This window comes from Paractinoplanes bogorensis, assembly GCF_018829635.1.
GTDB classification, from domain to species: Bacteria; Actinomycetota; Actinomycetes; order Mycobacteriales; family Micromonosporaceae; genus Actinoplanes; species Actinoplanes bogorensis.
Window position 1 is genome coordinate 229,928 of the sequence record NZ_JAHKKG010000003.1, and the last position, 18,735, is coordinate 248,662.

Annotated in this window: 12 protein-coding genes; 8 read left to right on the forward strand and 4 right to left on the reverse strand. The window is 70.4% G+C overall.

Features of this window, described 5'->3' with window-relative positions:
• Positions 1 to 4 precede the first annotated feature (4 nt).
• Genes KOI35_RS09705 through KOI35_RS09715 form a run of 3 tightly spaced genes read left to right on the forward strand, consistent with a single transcriptional unit; the run spans position 5 to position 3,287 of the window.
• Positions 5 to 853: a nitrilase-related carbon-nitrogen hydrolase gene (locus KOI35_RS09705; RefSeq protein ID WP_215785759.1), complete on the forward strand. Its 849-nt coding sequence runs from the start codon at positions 5 to 7 to the stop codon at positions 851 to 853.
• Positions 850 to 2,250, forward strand: coding sequence for a dihydropyrimidinase (gene hydA, locus KOI35_RS09710; RefSeq protein ID WP_215785760.1), 1,401 nt, complete (start codon positions 850 to 852; stop codon positions 2,248 to 2,250). Before KOI35_RS09705 ends, hydA begins: the two co-directional genes overlap by 4 nt.
• Before the next feature lie 8 nt (positions 2,251 to 2,258).
• Positions 2,259 to 3,287 (forward strand): TIGR03842 family LLM class F420-dependent oxidoreductase, encoded by a 1,029-nt coding sequence (locus tag KOI35_RS09715; protein ID WP_215785761.1) that lies wholly within the window; start codon positions 2,259 to 2,261, stop codon positions 3,285 to 3,287.
• Positions 3,288 to 3,457: 170 nt separating this feature from the next.
• Here KOI35_RS09715 and KOI35_RS09720 read toward each other — a convergent pair whose 3' ends face one another.
• Positions 3,458 to 4,579, reverse strand: coding sequence for a LysR family transcriptional regulator (locus KOI35_RS09720; protein ID WP_215785762.1), 1,122 nt, complete (start codon positions 4,577 to 4,579; stop codon positions 3,458 to 3,460).
• Positions 4,580 to 4,752: 173 nt separating this feature from the next.
• Between KOI35_RS09720 and KOI35_RS09725 the strand changes: the two genes are divergently transcribed.
• Positions 4,753 to 5,652 carry a pseudouridine-5'-phosphate glycosidase gene (locus KOI35_RS09725; protein WP_215785763.1) on the forward strand — a complete coding sequence of 300 codons (900 nt, stop codon included), beginning with the start codon at positions 4,753 to 4,755 and terminating at the stop codon, positions 5,650 to 5,652.
• Between the two features lie 9 nt (positions 5,653 to 5,661).
• Here KOI35_RS09725 and KOI35_RS09730 read toward each other — a convergent pair whose 3' ends face one another.
• Positions 5,662 to 7,350 (reverse strand): hypothetical protein, encoded by a 1,689-nt coding sequence (locus tag KOI35_RS09730; protein WP_215785764.1) that lies wholly within the window; start codon positions 7,348 to 7,350, stop codon positions 5,662 to 5,664.
• Between the two features lie 214 nt (positions 7,351 to 7,564).
• Between KOI35_RS09730 and KOI35_RS09735 the strand changes: the two genes are divergently transcribed.
• Positions 7,565 to 7,894, forward strand: a complete 330-nt coding sequence (locus tag KOI35_RS09735; protein ID WP_215785765.1) for a cold-shock protein — start codon at positions 7,565 to 7,567, stop codon at positions 7,892 to 7,894.
• Positions 7,895 to 8,146: 252 nt separating this feature from the next.
• Here the strand turns inward: KOI35_RS09735 and KOI35_RS09740 are convergent, their stop codons facing one another.
• Entirely contained in the window at positions 8,147 to 10,525 is a 2,379-nt protein-coding gene (locus KOI35_RS09740; protein ID WP_215785766.1) for a glycoside hydrolase family 9 protein, read from the reverse strand.
• A 150-nt stretch (positions 10,526 to 10,675) separates the two neighbouring features.
• Between KOI35_RS09740 and KOI35_RS47160 the strand changes: the two genes are divergently transcribed.
• Positions 10,676 to 13,495 carry a glycoside hydrolase family 3 N-terminal domain-containing protein gene (locus tag KOI35_RS47160; RefSeq protein ID WP_246612864.1) on the forward strand — a complete coding sequence of 940 codons (2,820 nt, stop codon included), beginning with the start codon at positions 10,676 to 10,678 and terminating at the stop codon, positions 13,493 to 13,495.
• Between the two features lie 439 nt (positions 13,496 to 13,934).
• Entirely contained in the window at positions 13,935 to 15,059 is a 1,125-nt protein-coding gene (locus tag KOI35_RS09750; protein WP_215786530.1) for an RCC1 domain-containing protein, read from the forward strand.
• A gap of 140 nt (positions 15,060 to 15,199) precedes the next feature.
• Here the strand turns inward: KOI35_RS09750 and KOI35_RS09755 are convergent, their stop codons facing one another.
• The gene (locus KOI35_RS09755) at positions 15,200 to 15,973 is read right to left on the reverse strand and encodes a maleylpyruvate isomerase family mycothiol-dependent enzyme (RefSeq protein ID WP_215785767.1); all 774 of its coding nucleotides are present in this window, start codon (positions 15,971 to 15,973) and stop codon (positions 15,200 to 15,202) included.
• Between the two features lie 97 nt (positions 15,974 to 16,070).
• Here KOI35_RS09755 and KOI35_RS48330 point away from each other — a divergent pair, with 97 nt between their 5' ends.
• Positions 16,071 to 18,722 carry a helix-turn-helix transcriptional regulator gene (locus tag KOI35_RS48330; RefSeq protein ID WP_215785768.1) on the forward strand — a complete coding sequence of 884 codons (2,652 nt, stop codon included), beginning with the start codon at positions 16,071 to 16,073 and terminating at the stop codon, positions 18,720 to 18,722.
• The last annotated feature ends 13 nt before the right edge of the window (positions 18,723 to 18,735 follow it).

An 18,735-nucleotide genomic window follows, 5' to 3' on the forward strand; every position in this document is an offset into this window, starting at 1 on the left:
TTTCATGGCCATCGTTCGAGCCGCCATCACCCAGACCACCTGGACTGGTGACAAGGCATCGATGCTGGACAAGCACGAGCAGTTCGCCCGGGACGCCCAGGCGCAGGGTGCGCAGGTCGTCTGCTTCCAGGAGCTGTTCTACGGCCCCTACTTCGGCATCGTGCAGGACAAGAAGTACTACCGCTACGCCGAGCCGGCCGACGGGCCGATCGTGCAGCGCTTCGCCGATCTGGCCCGCGAGCTGGGCCAGGTGATGGTGCTGCCGATCTATGAGGAGGCGCAGACGGGGGTCTACTACAACACGGCCGTCGTGGTCGACGCCGACGGCACGATCCTCGGCAAGTACCGCAAGCACCACATCCCGCACCTGGACCGGTTCTGGGAGAAGTTCTACTTCCGGCCGGGCAACCTGGGCTGGCCGGTGTTCGAGACGGCGGTCGGCAAGGTGGGCGTGACCATCTGCTACGACCGGCACTTCCCGGAGGGCTGGCGGGTGCTCGGCCTCAACGGCGCCGAGCTGGTGTTCAACCCGAACGCGTCCAAGCCGGGCCTCTCCAACCGGTTGTGGGAGCTCGAGCAGACCGGGGCGGCCGCGGCCAACGGCTACTTCGTGCTCGTGCCCAACCGGGTCGGCACCGAGGACAACGAATTCGGCGACCAGGCGGTCGACTTCTACGGCACCTCGTACGTGGCCGACCCACAGGGCAACTATGTCGGCGAACTCGGGTCGAGGCATGACGAGCAGTTGCTCGTACGGGACCTCGACCTTGATCTGATCCGGGCCACGCGCGACGACTGGCAGTTCTATCGTGATCGGCGCCCGGACGCCTACGGCCCGATTGTCGCGCCGTGAGCACGCTCATCCAGGGCGGCCTGGTCATCAGCGCGACCGGCTCGGTGCCGGCCGATGTGCTCGTCGACGGCGAGACGATCGCGGCAATCTTCGCTCCGGGGCGCGGCCCGGCCGAGGGGCCCAACGTGATCGACGCGACGGGCAAGTACGTGATCCCGGGCGGGGTCGACGCCCACACGCACATGGAGATGCCGTTCGGCGGGACCTTCGCGTCGGACACGTTCGAGACCGGCACCCGGGCCGCGGCCTGGGGTGGCACCACCACGATCGTCGACTTCGTGGTGCAGTATCCCGAGCAGCGCGTGCTCGACCAGTACCAGGCGTGGCACGCCAAGGCGGCCGGCCACTGCGCGATCGACTACGGCTTCCACCAGATCCTGTCCGACGTGCAGGACGAGTCGCTCAAGGCCATGGACGAGCTGATCGCCGAGGGCGTCACGAGTTTCAAGCTGTTCATGGCGTACAAGGGCGTCTTCCTCTCGGACGACGGGCAGATCCTGCGCGCGTTCCAGAAGGGCGCGGACAACGGCGCCATGATGATGATGCACGCCGAGAACGGCGCCATGATCGACGTGCTGGTGCAGCAGGCCCTCGCGGCCGGCAACACGTCGCCGTACTTCCACGGGCTCACCCGGCCCTGGCAGGCCGAGGCCGAGGCCACCCACCGCGCGATCATGATCGCCGACCTGACCGGGGCGCCGCTCTACGTCGTGCACGTCAGCGCCAAGCAGGCGGTCGAGCAGATCGCCGCCGCGCGTGACCGGGGCTTGAACGTGTTCGGCGAGACCTGCCCGCAGTACCTCTATCTGTCGCTCGAGGAGCAGCTCGGCGCGCCCGGCTTCGAGGGGGCCAAGTGGGTCTGCTCGACGCCGCTGCGGTCCCGGGCCGAGGGCCACCAGGACCACATGTGGCAGAGCCTGCGCACCAACGACATCCAGATGGTGTCGACCGACCACTGCCCGTTCTGCATGAAGGACCAGAAGGAGATGGGGATCGGCGACTTCTCGAAGATTCCCAACGGGATCGGCTCGGTCGAGCACCGGATGGACCTGATGTACCAGGGCGTTGTCACCGGGCAGATCACGCGCGAGCGCTGGGTCGAGATCACGTCGACGACGCCGGCCCGGATGTTCGGTCTCTACGGCCGCAAGGGTGTCATCCAGCCGGGCGCCGACGCCGACATCGTCGTATACGACCCGCAGGGGCACACGTCCATCGGCGTCGGTCGCACGCACCACATGAACATGGACTACTCGGCCTGGGAGGGCTTCGAGATCGACGGCCATGTCGACCTCGTCATGTCGCGCGGTTCGGTGATCGTCGACTCGTCGGGCTACGTCGGCCGGGCGGGACATGGTCGCTATGTCCCGCGTGGTCTCTCCCAGTACCTGGCTTAGGGGTTCTCATGGACTTTGGGGTTGTCGTGCAGGTGAACCCGCCCGCGCCGCGGATCGTCGCGCTCGCCAAACGGGCCGAGGAACACGGGTTCAGCCACTTCTGGACCTACGACTCGCACGTGCTCTGGCAGGAGCCGTACGTGGTGCACTCGCAGATCCTCGCCCAGACCACGCAACTGACCGTCGGGCCGATGGTGACCAACCCGGCCACCCGCGACTGGACGGTCACCGCGTCGACGTTCGCCACGCTCAACGCCTACTTCGGCAACCGCACGATCTGCGGGATCGGTCGAGGCGATTCGGCCGTACGCGTCACGAACGGCCGGCCGACCACGCTGAAGACGCTGCGCGAGTCGGTGCACGTCATCCGCGAACTGGCCAACTCCCGCGCCGTGGAGATCAACGGTTCGCGGATCCGGTTCCCGTGGAGCCGCGCCTCCCACCTGGAGGTCTGGGTGGCGGCGTACGGACCGATGGCCTTGAAGCTGGCGGGTGAAGTGGGTGACGGTTTCATCCTGCAGTGCGGTGACGTGGACATCGCCGAGTGGATGATCGGCGCGGTGCGCGCGGCGGCTTCGGCGGCCGGCCGGGATCCCTCGTCGCTCGCCTTCTGCGTCGCGGCACCGATGTACATCACCGACGGCACCGCATCCGGGCGGCAGCACGCGCTCGACCAGTGCCGCTGGTTCGGCGGCATGGTGGGCAACCACGTCGCCGACATCGTGGCCAAGTACGGCGCGGACGGGTCGGTGCCGACGGCCCTGACCGACTACATCCGGGGCCGCGAGGGCTACGACTACAACGAGCACGGCAAGGCCGGCAACAGCCACGTCGACTTCGTGCCCGACGACATCGTCGACCGCTTCTGCCTGATCGGCACGGCCGCCGAGCACGAGGCCAAGTTGCAACGGTTGAAGGCGCTGGGCGTGACCCAGTTCGCCGGTTACCTCGACCACGACAACAAGGAGGAAACCCTTCGCGTGTACGGGGAAACCGTGATCCCGGCCCTGACCGACCACCTCACGGCGAAGAACTGACGGTCCTCATACCCGGCTCAGCTCCTCCTCGATCTCGGTCATCGCGGAGTCACACCACAGTGTCCTTCGCCGTGTGCGTGTGAGTCTTTGATCAGAGCCAGGCGGGCGGGTCAGTCTTTGGTCACGACCAGGCGGGCGGGTCAGTCGTTGGTCGGGGCCGGGTGGGCGGGTCAGTCTTTGGTCATGGCCAGATTGGCGACCAGACGAGCGGGCGGGGACGGATCGCGGGGCATGAGGATCTCCAGCGGTACGGTGGCCGGCCGTGACAGGGGGATCGCCCGGGTGCCCGGGACGGGCCGTTGGGCAGTCGACTCGGGTACCAGAGTGAAGGCGCGGCCGTCGGAGATCAGGTAGGAGCGGGCGCCGACCAGCTGGGGCGGGCCGGCCAGCAGCAGGGGGTCGAGGCCGCGCTCCCGGCAGATGCCGACCAGGTGGTCGAAGTAGGCGGCGTGGCGCTCGCGGGGCCACAGCAGCAGGGGGAGTCCGCTGCCCTCGCTGTAGCCCCCGCGATCGCGCCTGACTCGGCCGGCGCCGCCGCGGTCATACCCGGCCCCGCTTGTGCCGTCGCGGTCGCCTGCGGCGGGGCTGCGGTCGTGCCCGGTCCGGCTTGCGCTGACGCGGTCATACGCGGCCCGGCCGGAGTCGCTGCGGTCGTGACCGGTCTTGCCTGAGCCGCCGCGGTCGTCGTAGCCGCCGCGGTCGTCGTCGGCTTCCTCGTCGGGGTCGGCCAGCTCAGCCAGGTTGAGCGTCGCGCGGCGGGCCAGGCGGTGGGTGTCGCTCAACAGGGCGAAGACCGGCTCGCGGCCGATGGTGGCGACCACGTAGCCGTCGGGGGCGGTCAGGAAACGGCCCAGTCCCAGGTCGGCGTGGCCCGCGACCAGGGCCTGCTCGACCTCGCCGGTGGGGACGGGGACGTCGGTGAGCGTGATGTCGGGCAGCTCGCGTTCGGCGCGGCGCACCAGGTCGGCCAGGAAACGGTCGAGCACGCTCGGGCTGGCCGCGATGCGCACCTCGCCGTGCGGGGTGCTGGACAGCTTTTCGGCGTGCACCGTCAGCTCGCGGACGGCGGCCAAGGTCCTTTCCGCGTACGGAAGCAACTCCCGGCCCGCCGTGGTGAGCGCGACGCTGCGGGTCGACCGGTCGAACAGGGTGGCCCCCAGCGTGCGCTCGAGGCGCTTGATCTCCTGGCTGATCACCGGCTGGGTCACGTGGATGCGGGTCGCGGCCCGGCCGAAATGCGCCTCGGCCGCGACCGCCACGAAGGCCTCCAGCTGCCGCAACGAGACACTCATTGCTTGAGGCTATCAGTCCATTTCAACTTCAATCTTGTACAGAATCAATACGCGACGTTGACTGGTACCGGTCGCTTTACGCGTCACCTTCTGGTCGATCTCGCAGGTGGCGCCCGTGCGCGCCCGCCGGGCCATCGCGCCCGTGTCGCCCCGGACCTGACGAAGGAGTTCACATGATCAAGATTTCCGACGAGGTCCGCGACGCGCTGGCGGCCGGACGGCCGGTGCTCGCGCTCGAGTCGACCATCATCACGCACGGCCTGCCCCGGCCGCGCAACCTCGATGTCGCGGTGGAGGCCGAGCAGCGCCTGCGTGACGCCGGTGTCACGCCGGCCACCATCGGTGTGATCGACGGTGTGCCGATCGTCGGGCTCAGCGCGGACGAGCTCAAGGCCCTCTCGCTCGACGACAGCGTGGTCAAGCTCAGCGTCCGCGACCTGCCGATCGCCGCGGCCAAGAAGCTCAACGGCGGCACCACGGTCGCCGCCACCGCGCTGCTCGCGCACCGGGCCGGCGTCCGCGTCTTCTCGACCGGCGGCCTGGGCGGCGTGCACGAGGGTGCGGACAAGACTTTCGACGAGTCGGCCGACCTGTTCACGCTGGCCGAGACCCCGATCGTGGTGGTCAGCGCGGGCGCCAAGTCGATCCTCGACATCGCGGCCACCCTGGAACGGCTCGAGACCCTGTCGATCCCGGTCGTCGGCTACAGGACCACGACCTACCCCGGCTTCTACATCGTCGACTCGGGCCACAGCGTGGACTACGCGGCCGACTCGCCCGAGGAGATCGCCGCCATGGCCGTCTCGCAGCAGGACCTGGGCCTCAAGGCGGCGCTGCTGGTCGCCAACCCGGTGCCGGCCGACCGTCAACTGGCCAAGGACGAACACGACGCGGTCATCGAAGAGGCCCGCGCGGCCGCCCGCGAACAGGGCATCGTCGGCCACGACACCACACCGTTCCTGCTCGACTACCTGCTCAAGGCGACCGAGGGCCGCAGCCTCGAGACGAACGTGGCCATCTACAACAACAACGTCGACCTGGGCGGCCGCATCGCCACCGCTTTGACGGCGTAGACGCGCGCTTCACGCGGTCCAGCGCGGCCACGGGTGGATGAAAGTCCTCACGTGGGCGCCGGTGGCGACGGTCTGCATCGCACCGGTGTTGACGTCCAGGCGGAAGACGCAGCCGAGGAACTCGAGGCCTCCGTCACTCGTCACGCCGGGAACCAGGAGAAGGTGATCCGGGTCCTCCCAGACCGGGCGGACGCGGTGGTCGACGCGACCCGGTGTGGGAACGTGATAGGTGCGGCGCTCCCCGTTGTCGATGACCGTGATGTCCTCGTAGCCGTCGAACGAGCGTCCGCAGTGATGTGCGGTGTAGTGCCGGTGCTCGGGGGCGAGCGGGCCCGCCCAGCTGCCCACGGGCGCCGGCCTGGTGGCCGGGACGGCCTCGGCGTGGCCGACGGTCCAGGACAGCTCTGCGGGACGGAACCGGTTGGGGCGAAACCAGACCGTGTCGTCCGAGACCCCGACGATGAAGAACTCGGGGTTCCAGTCGATCGTGAGGGCGTGCCGGGTGCCGTCGACAAGGTCGATGACGTGCAGCGCGCTGCGTCCGCGGCGACCTCGGCCCAATTCGGTGGCCGCCAGGACGGTGCCGTCCCGGCTGACCTTGAAGTCGGCGCGCAGCGCACCGAGGTCGACCGAGGTGCCGTCCTCCTTCACGTACGCGGCCTGATCGAACCTGTCGAGCTCCACGATGTGATCACCGGCCACGACGATGCCGCCCGCCACCTCGCAGGCCGTGTTCGGGTCGTTCATCGGGCACGGGGCCAACGTCACCAACTGGTCACCGCGGCGCACGACGATGTCGGTGCCGACCCAGCCGTACCTCGGTGGTGGTCCTGCGGGTGGACGTCGGCGCAGGCCCGCCAGCCGCTCTTCCTCCTGGTAGCGCCGGAGGACGTCGCGCATCTGGACGGCTTCCGGCGAGTCGTCCGGCGCCGCCTCCTCCCGGACCTCATCCTCGTCGTCGCCCGGCTCCTCGTCGTAGTACTCCTCCGCGTCCGAGATGCCGGTGATGATCAGGGCGGAGCCACGACGGTCGACGACCAGGTGATCGCAGGTCCGGACGTCGCGCCGGCCATCGCTGGGCCGGTCCTCGCCGGGCAGGGCGGCGCGGACCGTTGCCGCGTCGAGGAGCAGCGCGTCCGCCAGTTCGGCGACCGTTGTCTCCAGTCGCCCGTCCGGCGCCCAGCCCACCAGCGCGTAGATGTCGTCGCCGACACTGTCCAGCTCGTCGTCCGGGCCTCGGGTGAGCCACCGCGGCGGGCGTACGGGCTCGGGCCAGAACCGCACCACCCAGATGTCGCCCTCGTCGTCGGCCGGGCGTCGGCCGACCCGGGCCCGGTAGTGGCCGGGCGGGCCCAGTTCCAGGCCGCTGTACGGGCTCGCGTTGGTGGTCGAGGTGAACCCGACCGTGCCGGTGCCACAGAAGTACGGCATCTCGAACACGCTCGTCCAACGCTCGGTCTCCGGCGGCGGTGCTTCGTCGTGCGCCTCGAGCCGGACCCGTTGATATCCGCCCACGGCGTTGAGCTGAAGCCATCCGTCGCCGGCGCGGCCCACCGTGCCCCAGAGCGGTCCGGCGCTCTCGTCCAGCAAGGGCGCTCGCAACCACAGCGGCGTGGGCATGGTCATGGCATCCCGGATGACGATGCTGCTGAACTCCGGGCTGTACTCGTCCTCATACAGCTCGCGGACCAAAGCCATGAAGAGACGATATATCCGGCAAGGGGGTCCTCGGTACGGTGTTCGCGCGGCTCGCAGTGTTCGGAGAAAGCCCCATGGTCGGAGCAAGCTCGCGACGGTCGGAGCAAGCTCGCAACGGTCGGAAGCTCGCAACGGTCGGAAGCTCGCAACGGTCGGAGAAGGTGAGTGACGCGCCCGCGGGAACTCCGGACCGATCGGGTGTGACACTGACGCGGTGACTGGTGAGGGAACCGTGCGCGAATGGCATCCTGACGACGGTTGGGGAGTCATCGATTCCGCAATGACCCCGGGCGGATGCTGGGCCCACTTCGGTAGCGTCCTGACGGGCGGCTATCGCGCGCTCAGTCCGGGACAGGTGGTCTCGTTCGAGTTCGAGGCCGGGTGGCAGGACGGCTTCGACTACCGGGCAGTTGCCGTCTGGTCGGGTGACGAGCGACCCGCAGTCCGGGCGGACGATGCGCCGTCCGGTGCCTACCACAGCAGTCTGCATATCGAGTTCGACGACCCGGCGGACGCTGAAGGGCCCGGTAGCCCGCCGCGATAGGTCCTGAAGGTCGCTCGAAACGCCGTGCCGCCTCATCAGTGCGTCCATTCGACGACACAACGAGACGGTGAGCCGTCACCGATGTGACTGACGCGGTTCGGTGAACGGTGGGTTGGCCGCCGTCTTCCGTGCGGCGCCCATTGCCGTCGTCCGTGCGGCGCCCATTGCCGTCGTCCGTGCGGCGGCCATTGCCGTCGTCCATGCGGCGCCCAATGCCGCCGGACGGCTGTGCGTCCGGCGGCGTCGGTCTGTTCAGGACGCTGTGCAGGCGGTGCCGTTGAGCGTGAAGGTGGCGGGTCTTGGGTTGCTGCCTGTGCTGGTGGCGTTGAAACCGAACGTGACTGTCGCGCCCGCGGCCAGGCTGCCGTTCCACGACGTGTTGGTGGCGGTGACCTGTGTGCCGGACTGTGTCACCGTGGCCGACCATCCCTGGGTGACGCGCTGGCCGGCGGCGTACGGGAAAGTCAGGCTCCAACCGTTGATTGCGGTCGGGCCGTTGGTGACGGTGACCGAGGCGGTGAAGCCGCTGCCCCAGTCGCTGGTGGAGTAGGCCACGCGACAGCCGGAAGGGGCGGTCGGCGACGGGGTCGGCGTGGTGGTGGGGGACGGGGTCGGTGTCGTGGGGGACGGGGTCGGCGTTGTGGGTGTCGGCGACGGGGTCGGGTCGACAGTGCCGGGTTCTGTGCCCCACACGCGCGTGGTGCCGTCGTACAGGGGAACGCCGGTGTTGGGTCCTGCGGCGGCCTGGTAGGACGGGTCGTTGGCCGGGTTCCAGGTGCCGCCCTCGGCGACGCCGATCTTGAGTTGGACCTCCATGCGGTGGGCGGACTGGCCGGCCGGGGCGATGGTGTAGCCGGTGCAGTCGACCTCGACGTACCAGACGTTGCCGGAATACTGCTTGGCCGACGTCGGGCCGGGGCAGCCCTGGGTGTACGGCGATGACACCTGCAGCGCCGCATCGCTGTCGCGGGTGAAGTAGTAGCGGAACTTGCCGTTCGTGAGGGCGCGTGCCGGGAACGCGGACTTGTTGTAGACGACCACCTTGACACCGGTGGCACGGGTCTCGTTCTGCATGACCGTGGTCTCGACCGAGAGCTCGGGGATGTCCGGCTTCTCGGCGACCGGGAAGCCGGCGAGCGGCGCACCGCCGTACTCGCCGTACAGGCGGGCCAGCGCCGACGTGAACCCGGCGTTGTAGTCGGTCGCGACCTCGTTCATCACGTAGTCGCCGCGGCTGTCGGTGTAGGCGTCGTCCGGCGCCGACGGGCCGCCGACGAGCGCGCCGTAGAGCACGTGCCGGGTCTGCTCGGGCACCTGCTGGCTGTCCCACCACGAGCCGTGCGCCGTCCGGTGGTGCGGGTTCTTCGGGGCGTGGGATCCGAAACCGATGACGTAGCTGGAGTTCCGCGGGTTCGCACCCAGGGCATAGTCGATCTGCCGCACCGCGAAATCGTGATAGCGCTGCTTGCGGGTGGCGTCGGTCAGCCCGTCGCTGTAGACCAGCGCGACAAAGGCGGTGTTGGCGGCGTAGCGCAGCGCGCCCCACGTGTCGACGACGACCATGCCGCCGGGGGAGGTGCGCACCTTGTCACCGTTGACACCGACCGTGAACCAGTCCAGCCAACGGTTCGCGTCGTCGGCGTACTTCTGCTTGCCGGTCAACTTCGCCAGCAGCACGTAGTTGCCGTACTGCTTGTTGTCCCACGAGATCGTCCACTTGTACATCTTGGTGCTGGTCTGGTTCTCGTTGCCCTGCGCGTCGTAGCCGGCCTCGGCCTTGGCCAGATAGGTCGTGTCACCGGTGGCACGGTGCAGCCAGATCGCGCCCCACACCAGCTCGTCGGCATAGCCGCTCCACGACCGGTAGAACGATGTCGCGTCGGTGATGCACTCGTGATACTGCTTTCGCACGGTGTCGGCGAATGTGTAGAGCTGCTTGGCATGGGTCAAGAGCGTATCCGCGTACGCGGGATCGGTCGGACGGAACACCATGGAGCTCGCAGCCATCGCCGCCGCCGTCTCGGCCGCCAGTTCCGTACCGCCGCAACTGGCATCGATCTTGTAGGCGGGCCGCGCCATCGGCATGACCTCGGCCGGGCCCCACCACTTGTGGTCGTCGTCGCCCTTGCCGACCTGGCCGTAGAGCACGTTGGCCGACGGGTGCGCCTTGATGAAGTAGTCGTTGGGCACCCGCAGGTTGTTCAGCAGATGGGTGAGTTGCCCCGAGTTCGTGTAGGCGGCCCGGTTCTCGACCGCACCCCAGGCCAGCATCGTCGTCGTGAACGCCATCGGCAGGCCGAACTTGACGTGGTCGCCCGCGTCGAACCAGCCGCCGGTCAGGTCAAGCCCGACGTCCGAGCCGTCGCGCATCGCCGAGTCGCCGCGCCAGGACACCCGGTTCCAGGCCGGCTTCTTGCCCGAGACCTGAGCCTCGTAGAAGAACAGCGACTTCTGCAGGGCTTCGCCGTAGCTGTACGCGGGGGCCGCCGCCGCCCCGGCCGGCGCCGCGATCAGCGTCAGCCCGAGCGTGAGGACGGCCAGGAGAGCGCGTCTCCGCAGGGGGCGTCGCGGGCGCGCGCGGGAAGTGCCCGGATCGGGAGGGGCCGCGGCGGGGAAGGCGCGGATCTTCATGGACAACTCCTCGGGGATTGATACGGATCGTTTCATGGGAGCGCTCCCGTAACAATGGGTTGTTCACACGGTGGACGCAACGTTGTAATGGGAGCGCTCCCATGTCACGATGCTCGTCAATGTCCCTCCCCAGGCATTGAGGACCCGCCCATGCACCCGTCCCCACCTCCCCACCGCCGGCGAGCAGTCGCCCTGACCGGCCTGTTGGCCCTGCTCACATCCCCGTTGGCGGCCGTCACCCCGGCCGCCGCGAGCGGCCTGACGGCAACCGGCCCCGCAGCTGCGGCGCCAGGCGGCGCCACCTCCGCCCGGCCCGCAATCGCTGCGGCGCTGGACGGCTCCAGTGCGGCCGGGCTGGCGAGCGCGGCGCTGGGCGGCTCCAGTGCGGCCGGGCTGGCGAGCGCGGCGCTGGACGGCTCCAGTTCGGCCGGGCTGGCGAGCGCGGCGCTGAACGGCCCCAGTGCGGCCGGGCTCGCGAGTGCGGCGCTGGACGGCTCCAGTTCGGCCGGGCTCGCGAGTGCGGCTCTGAACGGCCCCAGATCGGCCGGATCTCGGAACGCCACGCTGGGTGGCTCGGCCGCGACCCGGCTCGAGGCCGCGGCGGTGCTGCCCTATCTGGACCCGGCGCTGCCCGTTGACACCCGTGTCACGGACCTGCTGAGCCGGATGAGCCTCGACGACAAGGTCGGGCAGATGACGCAGTCCGAGCGCGGCACGACCACCGCCGCCGACGTCACCTCGTTCCGAGTGGGGTCGGTGCTCTCCGGCGGCGGCTCGGCACCCTCGCCGAACACGCCCACCGGCTGGGCGGACATGGCCGACAACTACCAGCGCGGCGCGCTCGCCACCCCGCTGCAGATCCCGATCCTGTACGGGATCGACGCCGTGCACGGCAACAACAACGTGCCGGGATCGACCATCTTCCCGCACAACATCGGCCTCGGCGCGACCCGCGACCCCGCCCTGGTCGAGCGGATCGGGCGCGCCACCGCCGAGGAGGTCACCGGCGCCGGTCAGGACTGGACGTTCGCACCCTGCCTCTGCGTCGCCCGCAACGACCGCTGGGGCCGCACCTACGAGTCGTTCGGCGAGAAGCCCGAGATCGCCACCTCGATGACGACCATTGTGGACGGTCTGCAGGGCGAACGGCTGGACGGTCCAGCCTCGGTGCTCGCCACGGCCAAGCACTACATCGGCGACGGCGGCACCACCGGCGGCGTCGACCAGGGCAACACGCAGATCAGCGAGGCCGAACTGCGGTCGGTGCACCTGCCGCCGTTCACGGCCGCGATCGAGCGCGGGGTCGGCTCGGTGATGATCTCCTACAGCAGCTTCAACGGCGTGAAGCTGCACGGCAACAAATACCTGATCACCGACCTGCTCAAGGGGGAGCTGGGCTTCACCGGTTTCGTCGTCTCCGACTGGGCCGCCATCGACCAGCTCGACGGGCAGCGCGGCTTCACCCAGGCCGAGGTTGTCACCGGTGTCAACGCCGGGCTCGACATGATCATGGTGCCGACCGACTGGAAGACATTCGTCGGCTACCTCAAGGCCGCCGTGCAGGCCGGTCAGATCCCGATGACCCGGATCGACGACGCGAACCGCCGCATCCTCACCAAGAAGTTCGAGATGGGGCTGTTCGAGCACCCGTACGCGGACCGCAGTTATGCCTCGACCATCGGCAGCGCCGAGCACCGCACGCTGGCCCGGCAGGCCGTACGCCAGTCGCAGGTGCTGCTCAAGAACGCCGGCAACGTGCTGCCGCTGGCCAAGACCGGGGGCAAGCTCTTCGTGGCCGGCAAGAGCGCCGACGACCTGGGCAATCAGAGCGGCGGCTGGACGGTCAGCTGGCAGGGCGCGAGCGGCAACACGATCCCCGGCACGTCGATCCTGGCCGGCATCCGCGCGGCGGCCGGCAGCGGCACCACGGTCACCTACAACCGGGACGGCACCGGCATCGACAACACCTACCGCGCGGCGATTGCCGTGGTAGGCGAGACCCCGTACGCGGAGGGCCAGGGTGACCGCACCGGTTCGATGAGCCTGGACGCCACCGATCTGGCCACGCTCTCCCGGCTGCGCGCGTCGGGCGTGCCGGTCGTCGTGGTGCTTGTGTCGGGCCGTCCGCTCGACATCGCGGCCGAGGTCGGCAACTGGAACGCGCTGCTCGCCGCCTGGCTGCCCGGCAGCGAGGGGTCCGGCGTCGCCGACGTGCTGTTCGGCGACTACAAGCCGACCGGCAAGCTACCGGTGACATGGATGCAGTCGGTGTCCCAACAGCCGATCAACGACGGTGATGGCAAGACACCCCTTTTCCCGTACGGGTTCGGCCTGTCCTACGGTGACACGCCCCCGGCTGACACCACCCCGCCGAGCGTTCCCGCCGCCCCGACCGCCTCGGCGGTCACGGCCACCGGCTTGACCCTTTCCTGGACGCCGTCCAATGACACCGGTGGCAGCGGCCTCGCCGGCTACGACGTCTACCGCGACGGCACCCTGATCGGCTCGCCCACCACGGCCACCTACGCCGTGACCGGCTTGACGGCCTCGACCCGCTACGAATTCACCGTCGCCGCACGCGACGCGGCCGGCAACCGCTCGGCCCGCTCGCCCGCCCTTGCGGTCACCACCGCGACCGGCACTACGACACCGGTGTCGTGCCGCGTCCGCTACACCACCAACGACTGGAGCAACGGCTTCACCGGCACCGTAGCGCTGACCAACGCCGGCTCGACCGCGCTCACGCCGTGGACGCTCACGTGGTCGTTCACCGGCGGCCAGACCGTGACCCAGTCCTGGTCGGCGAAGGTCACCCAGTCCGGCTCCTCGGTCGCCGCCACCGGCGAGGCTTGGAGCTCCACCCTGGCCGCCGGCGCCACGGTCAGCTTCGGTTTCAACGGCACCCACCCCGGCACCAACCCCCGTCCCGCTTCCTTCACGTTGAACGGCGCCACATGCGCTACGGAGTAGCCGTTCCTTCGCGACGTCACCGGTGTCGTGCGTATCGGTCGGTTCTGGCCGCACGAGTCAACGGTCACGGCGCGGGTGTCGTGGCGACGGGCCGGCGGCCCGGGCGCGGAACGGCTGGGTGTCGCGCCGATGTCATGCGTGGCGTGGCCGGCCGTGGTCGGCGGTGGGACAACGGCAGACGTCAGCCGGACCGGCTCGGCGACGGGTGTCAGCAACGGACCGGTTCGCGGACGGTTGTCAGCACCCCTGCGGGCGCCCTCGACGAGGCGGCGCTCCCGCCACCATCGGCGGGCACGGCCCGCACAGCGAGGCCCTTCTGCGGCTGAACGCCAGGCAACTCCTCCAGACGGCGGCTTTGTGCCGTTGAAATGCCCATCCCCACGAAGCTAGGAGCCTGTACGTGAAGAAGAACCGACACGGCCGGTGGCGACCGGTGACCATGTTGATGACCGCGCTCGCGACGATGATCGGGCTGGGCGCGATGGCGGCGCCGGCCAGTGCGGCGGCGGCCCCGGTCAAGTCCAAGGTGTCTACCGGTTATGCGCACACCTGCGTGGTGCAGGGGACGGCCGGAACGTTGTCGTGCTGGGGAGGTAACTACAGCGGTCAGCTTGGTGACGGCACGACCATCAACCGGACGGCGCCGGCGCGGATCGGCGACGGCTGGGCCACTGTGGACGGGGGGACCAGCTACAACTGTGGGATCAAGACGAACGGCACCCTGTGGTGCTGGGGGAGCAACACCCGCGGGCAGCTCGGCGATGGAACGACCACGCGGCGAACCGCTCCGGTGCAGGTGGGCGCGGCCACCACGTGGGCCAGCGTGAGCGCGGGGGACAGTCATACGTGTGCCACGCGTACGGAGGGAACGCTTTTCTGTTGGGGTTTCAACCGGTTCGGGCAGTTGGGTGATGGGGCGGCCGTCTACACCGCGACCACGCCGCTGCAAGTGGGCACGGCTACCAACTGGGCCGGTGTCACCGCGGGATTTGCGCACACGTGTGCCACGCGTACGGAGGGAACGCTCTTCTGCTGGGGGGACAGCTCGACCGGGCAGCTCGGCACGGGGGCGCTCGGCTACAAGACGACGCCTACGCAGGTCGGCACGTCGAGCAGCTGGACCGGGGTGACCGCCGGCTATCTGTTCACCTGTGGGACGCAGACCGGCGGCACGTTGTGGTGCTGGGGCGAGAACGGGTACGGGCAGCTCGGTGTCACCGGTAGCTACCAGGCGGCGCCGGTGCAGGTCGGCACTGTCTCGACATGGACCGGGGTTCGTGCGGGCTTCGACACGGCGTGCGCCAGCCGGACCGACGGAAGCCTGTGGTGCTGGGGCAACAACGCCTTCGGGCAGCTGGCCGACGGCACGACGACCCACCGTTACGCGCCGGTGCGCATCGGAACCGCCACCGCCTGGACCAGCGACACCGCCGTCGGCTATCACAACTGCGGCATCCAGACGGGCGGCGGCCTGTGGTGCTGGGGCGGCAACGACAACGGTCAGCTGGGCGACGGCACCACCACCTCGCGCCCGGCCCCGCAGCAGGTGACCGTCCCGGCCTGATCCGCGCATCAGGACGCGCAACGCCCGCGCGGCGAACGAGCATTCGCGGGCGTTGCGCCGCGAGAAGCAGAATGGCGCGCGCCGCGAGAAGCAGCGGCCTGGGCTCGAGGTCAGATGAGCCCAGGCCGAGCGAACGGGACTCAGAAGCCGGGGAACGCCGCCCGCAGCTGGTCGAGCGACACGTTCCCGGAAACCGAAACCCCAGCCGGCGTGAAGGCGGGCTTCAGCCGGCCGTAGAGCAGCCGGATCGCGGCCTCGAGCGGCCCGTCGAAGGACGCGGTGGTGGCCGGCGACTCCGTCGTGAGCCGGACCGAGTTGTCAATCACGATGCGGTACGGAGTGTCGGCCACCGAGATGACCGCGTCCACGCCGGCCGGCTTGCCGATGAAGCCGAGCAGGAAGCCGATCCCACCGGTCAGGTGCTCGGCGAGCAGCGCGGCCGACAGGAGCTCGGCCGCCGGGTCGATGCCGGCCCGGACGTCCCAGCTGTGCGGGGCGGTCTCGCTGAGCCGCAGGCCGATGAACGTCTCCAGCGGCACCGGCTCCGGCATGAACGTCTTCACCTTGAGCTCGTCGTGCCGCTCGGCCGGAATCGCCTCGAGTGCCGAGACCAGCGCCTCGTCCGACTCGAGCATGCCGGTGGCCTGGTCTTGCGGGCTGAGCGCGTTCCACCGGTCCCAGACGCTCTGGTTGAAGCCGTCGCCGGGGGCGTCGGCCTCGCCCAGCACGGCGCGCAGGGCGGCCAGCTGGATCTCGGCGCCGCTGCCCATGTGGGAGAGGACGTCGGCCACCGTCCACTCGGAGGCGCCGGACGGGCCCGTGAGCTGGTCGGCGGTGAGCGCCGGAACGAGAGCGGCGAGGGTGTCGTGCTCACTGCGCAGGGCCGCAATCGTGCGGCCGGCAAGGGTCGTCATATGTCGAAGCCTACGGCCGGCCCCGATCAAGGGCCCGTTCAAGGACCGTGACGGACCGAACAAGCCGTGCGGAACAGATCCATGTAAGGCTGACCGCATGGCGGCGGTCGGGCGGGACGAGGAGAGCCGGATCCTCGATTCCCTGCTCACCGGCGCGGCCGGCGGCCGGGGCGCCGCGCTGGTGCTCCGCGGAGAGGCCGGAATCGGCAAGTCGCTGCTGCTCGAACAGACCATCGCCCGCGCGACCGCGATGAGAACCCTCCGTGTCACCGGTGTCCAGCAGGAGATCCTTATCCCGTACGCCGGTCTGGAGCATCTGCTCCGGCCCTTGGCCCCCGCGTGGCGCCTCCCCGATTCTCCGTACCGGGCCGCCATCGAGATCCTGGAACTGCTCGGCGCCCAGGACCGCCCGGTGCTGCTGGCGGCCGAGGACGCGCACTGGCTCGACACCGAGACGTGGGAGACCCTGGCCTTCCTCAGCCGCCGCATCGAGTCCGACCGTGTCACCGTGGTCATGGCCGCCCGCGACGGTGAGGACGTCGACCGGCGGCTGGCCGTGGCCGGGCTGCCCGAGCTGCGGCTGGAACCGTTGTCACCGGTGGACTCGGGGACGCTGCTCGACCGCGCCGCCCCCGGTCTGCTGCCCGCCCTGCGGGCCCGGGTGCTGGACGAGGCGGCCGGCAACCCGCTCGGCCTGGTCGAGCTGGGCGCGGCGGCCGCCCGGTCCGGTGGCTCGGCCCTGCTGCCGTCGTCGCTGCCGTTGAGCACCCGGGTCGAGCGCACCTTCGCCGGTCTGGTCGCCGACCTGCCGGTGCTCGCGCAGGAGCTGCTGCTGCTCGCGGCCCTCAACGACGACGGCAACCTGGACGAGATCCTGGCCGCGGCCGCCGTGCTTTCCGGCGCCGAAGTACCGCCGACGGCCGTGCAGCCCGCCGTGACGACCCGCCTGATCAGCGTGGACGAGCAGTTCGAGCTGCGCTTCCGGCATCCGCTGCTGCGGTCGGCGCTGCGCCAGCGGGCCGCACCGGGCGATCGCCGCCGGGCTCATGCGGCGCTGGCCGAGGTGCTCGCGGACCAGCCGGAACGCGCGCTCTGGCACCGCGCGTCGGCGGTGGCCGGGCCCGACGAGACGCTCGCGGCCGAGCTGATGGCCGCCGCGGCCGAGGCCGAGCAGCGGCACGCGGTCGCGTTCGCCCTGGCCGCGGCCCAGCGGGCGATCCAGCTGAGCGAGGACCCGGCCGCGCGCGGCCGCCGCCAGGTCTGGGCCTGTTTCCTGGCCTACGACCAGGGCGACGACGCGACCGTCCGGCGGTTGCTGGCCGAGCTCGACGAGACCGTCCTGCGCCCGGTCGACCGGGCCCGGCTGGCCTGCTTCCGCGAGGCCCACGACTCGCTGGCCTGGTCCGGCCCGGAGCGGCTGCTGGCCTACGCCGAGCTGATCGACACCGTGCGGCGGGACGGCGACCCGGTCCACGCCGTACGGGCGTTGGGCGAGCTCACCCTGCGCGTGTTCTACGCCAACGCGCCCCAGCCGGTCCGCGACCGCATCGTCGAGATCACGCTGGACCTCGGACTGCCCGCCGACGACCCGCTCCGGACCGGCATGCTGTTGCAGTTCGCGCCGGTCGAGCACGGCGCGGCCGGCCTCGAGCGGCTGCGACGGCTCGTGCATCGCACCGACCTGTCGGCGGACTGGCGGAGCAGCCTGGCCATCGCCGCCTGGGGGATCGGCGCCTTCGAGATCAGCGGCACGTTCGCGCTGTCGGCCGCGGCCGAGCTGCGCACCCAGGGCCGGATCGGCACCCTGGTCAAGGCGCTGAACACGGCCTCGTCGGCCTACGCGGCGCTCGGCGACACCCGGGCCGCGCTGCCGATGGCGACCGAGAGTGTCGCGCTGGCCCGGGAGGCCGGCATGGGCACGTGGGTGCTGGGCGGCGAGCTGACCGTCAGCCTGGCCGAGGCGCTGCGGGGTGACGTCGAGCCGGCCCGCCGCCGGGCCGACCAGGCCGAGCAGGTGCTGACCGCGGCCCGGCGCTTCCCGATGCTCGCGCTGGTGCAGCGGACCCGGGGCGTGGCCGCGCTGGCCGAGGGGCACGCCGACGACGCGTTCCACCAGCTGATGCGGGTCTTCGACCCGGCCGACGGCGCCTGGTTCCCGAACCACCAGCTGCAACTGCTGGGTCACCTGGCCGAGGCGGCGCTGCTCGGCGGCTTCCTCGACGAGCTGGCCCCGGTGGTGGCCGCGATGGAACCGGTGGCCGAGCAGAGCCGCTCCCCGGCGCTGCTCATCGGCCTGTCCTTCGCCCGGGCCGTGCTCACCGGCGACTACGAGAAGGCGCTGGTCGACGAGCTGACCGGGTGGCCGTTCGACCGGGCCCGGCTCCAGCTCGCGTACGGGGCCGCCCTGCGCCGTTCGTTCCGGCTGGTCGAATGCCGGCCGTTGCTGCGCGAGGCCGCCACGACGTTCGACACGCTCGGCGCGACGCCGTGGGCCGACCGGGCCCGGGCCGAGCTGCGCGCGACGGGCGAGACCCGGCGGCGACCGCGCGACACCATGGACGCGCTCACCCCGCAGGAGCAGCAGATCGCCCGGCTGGCCGCGCAGGGCCTGAGCAACCGCGAGATCGGCGAGCGGCTGTTCCTGTCGCCGCGCACGGTGAGCACCCACCTGTACCGGATCTATCCCAAGGTGAACGTGAAGTCGCGGGCCGAGCTGGCCCGGGTCATTACGTCATCCGACGTAGGTTGAGCACCGGCCGGGC

Coding starts and splice junctions, on each gene's coding strand:
- KOI35_RS09720 (WP_215785762.1), bottom strand. CDS start 4,579: ATGAGTGTCTCGTTGCGGCAGCTGGAGGCCTTCGTGGCGGTCGCGGCC.
- KOI35_RS09730 (WP_215785764.1), bottom strand. CDS start 7,350: ATGGCTTTGGTCCGCGAGCTGTATGAGGACGAGTACAGCCCGGAGTTC.
- KOI35_RS48330 (WP_215785768.1), top strand. CDS start 16,071: ATGGCGGCGGTCGGGCGGGACGAGGAGAGCCGGATCCTCGATTCCCTG.
- KOI35_RS09725 (WP_215785763.1), top strand. CDS start 4,753: ATGATCAAGATTTCCGACGAGGTCCGCGACGCGCTGGCGGCCGGACGG.
- KOI35_RS47160 (WP_246612864.1), top strand. CDS start 10,676: ATGCACCCGTCCCCACCTCCCCACCGCCGGCGAGCAGTCGCCCTGACC.
- KOI35_RS09755 (WP_215785767.1), bottom strand. CDS start 15,973: ATGACGACCCTTGCCGGCCGCACGATTGCGGCCCTGCGCAGTGAGCAC.
- KOI35_RS09750 (WP_215786530.1), top strand. CDS start 13,935: ATGTTGATGACCGCGCTCGCGACGATGATCGGGCTGGGCGCGATGGCG.
- KOI35_RS09715 (WP_215785761.1), top strand. CDS start 2,259: ATGGACTTTGGGGTTGTCGTGCAGGTGAACCCGCCCGCGCCGCGGATC.
- KOI35_RS09705 (WP_215785759.1), top strand. CDS start 5: ATGGCCATCGTTCGAGCCGCCATCACCCAGACCACCTGGACTGGTGAC.
- KOI35_RS09740 (WP_215785766.1), bottom strand. CDS start 10,525: ATGAAGATCCGCGCCTTCCCCGCCGCGGCCCCTCCCGATCCGGGCACT.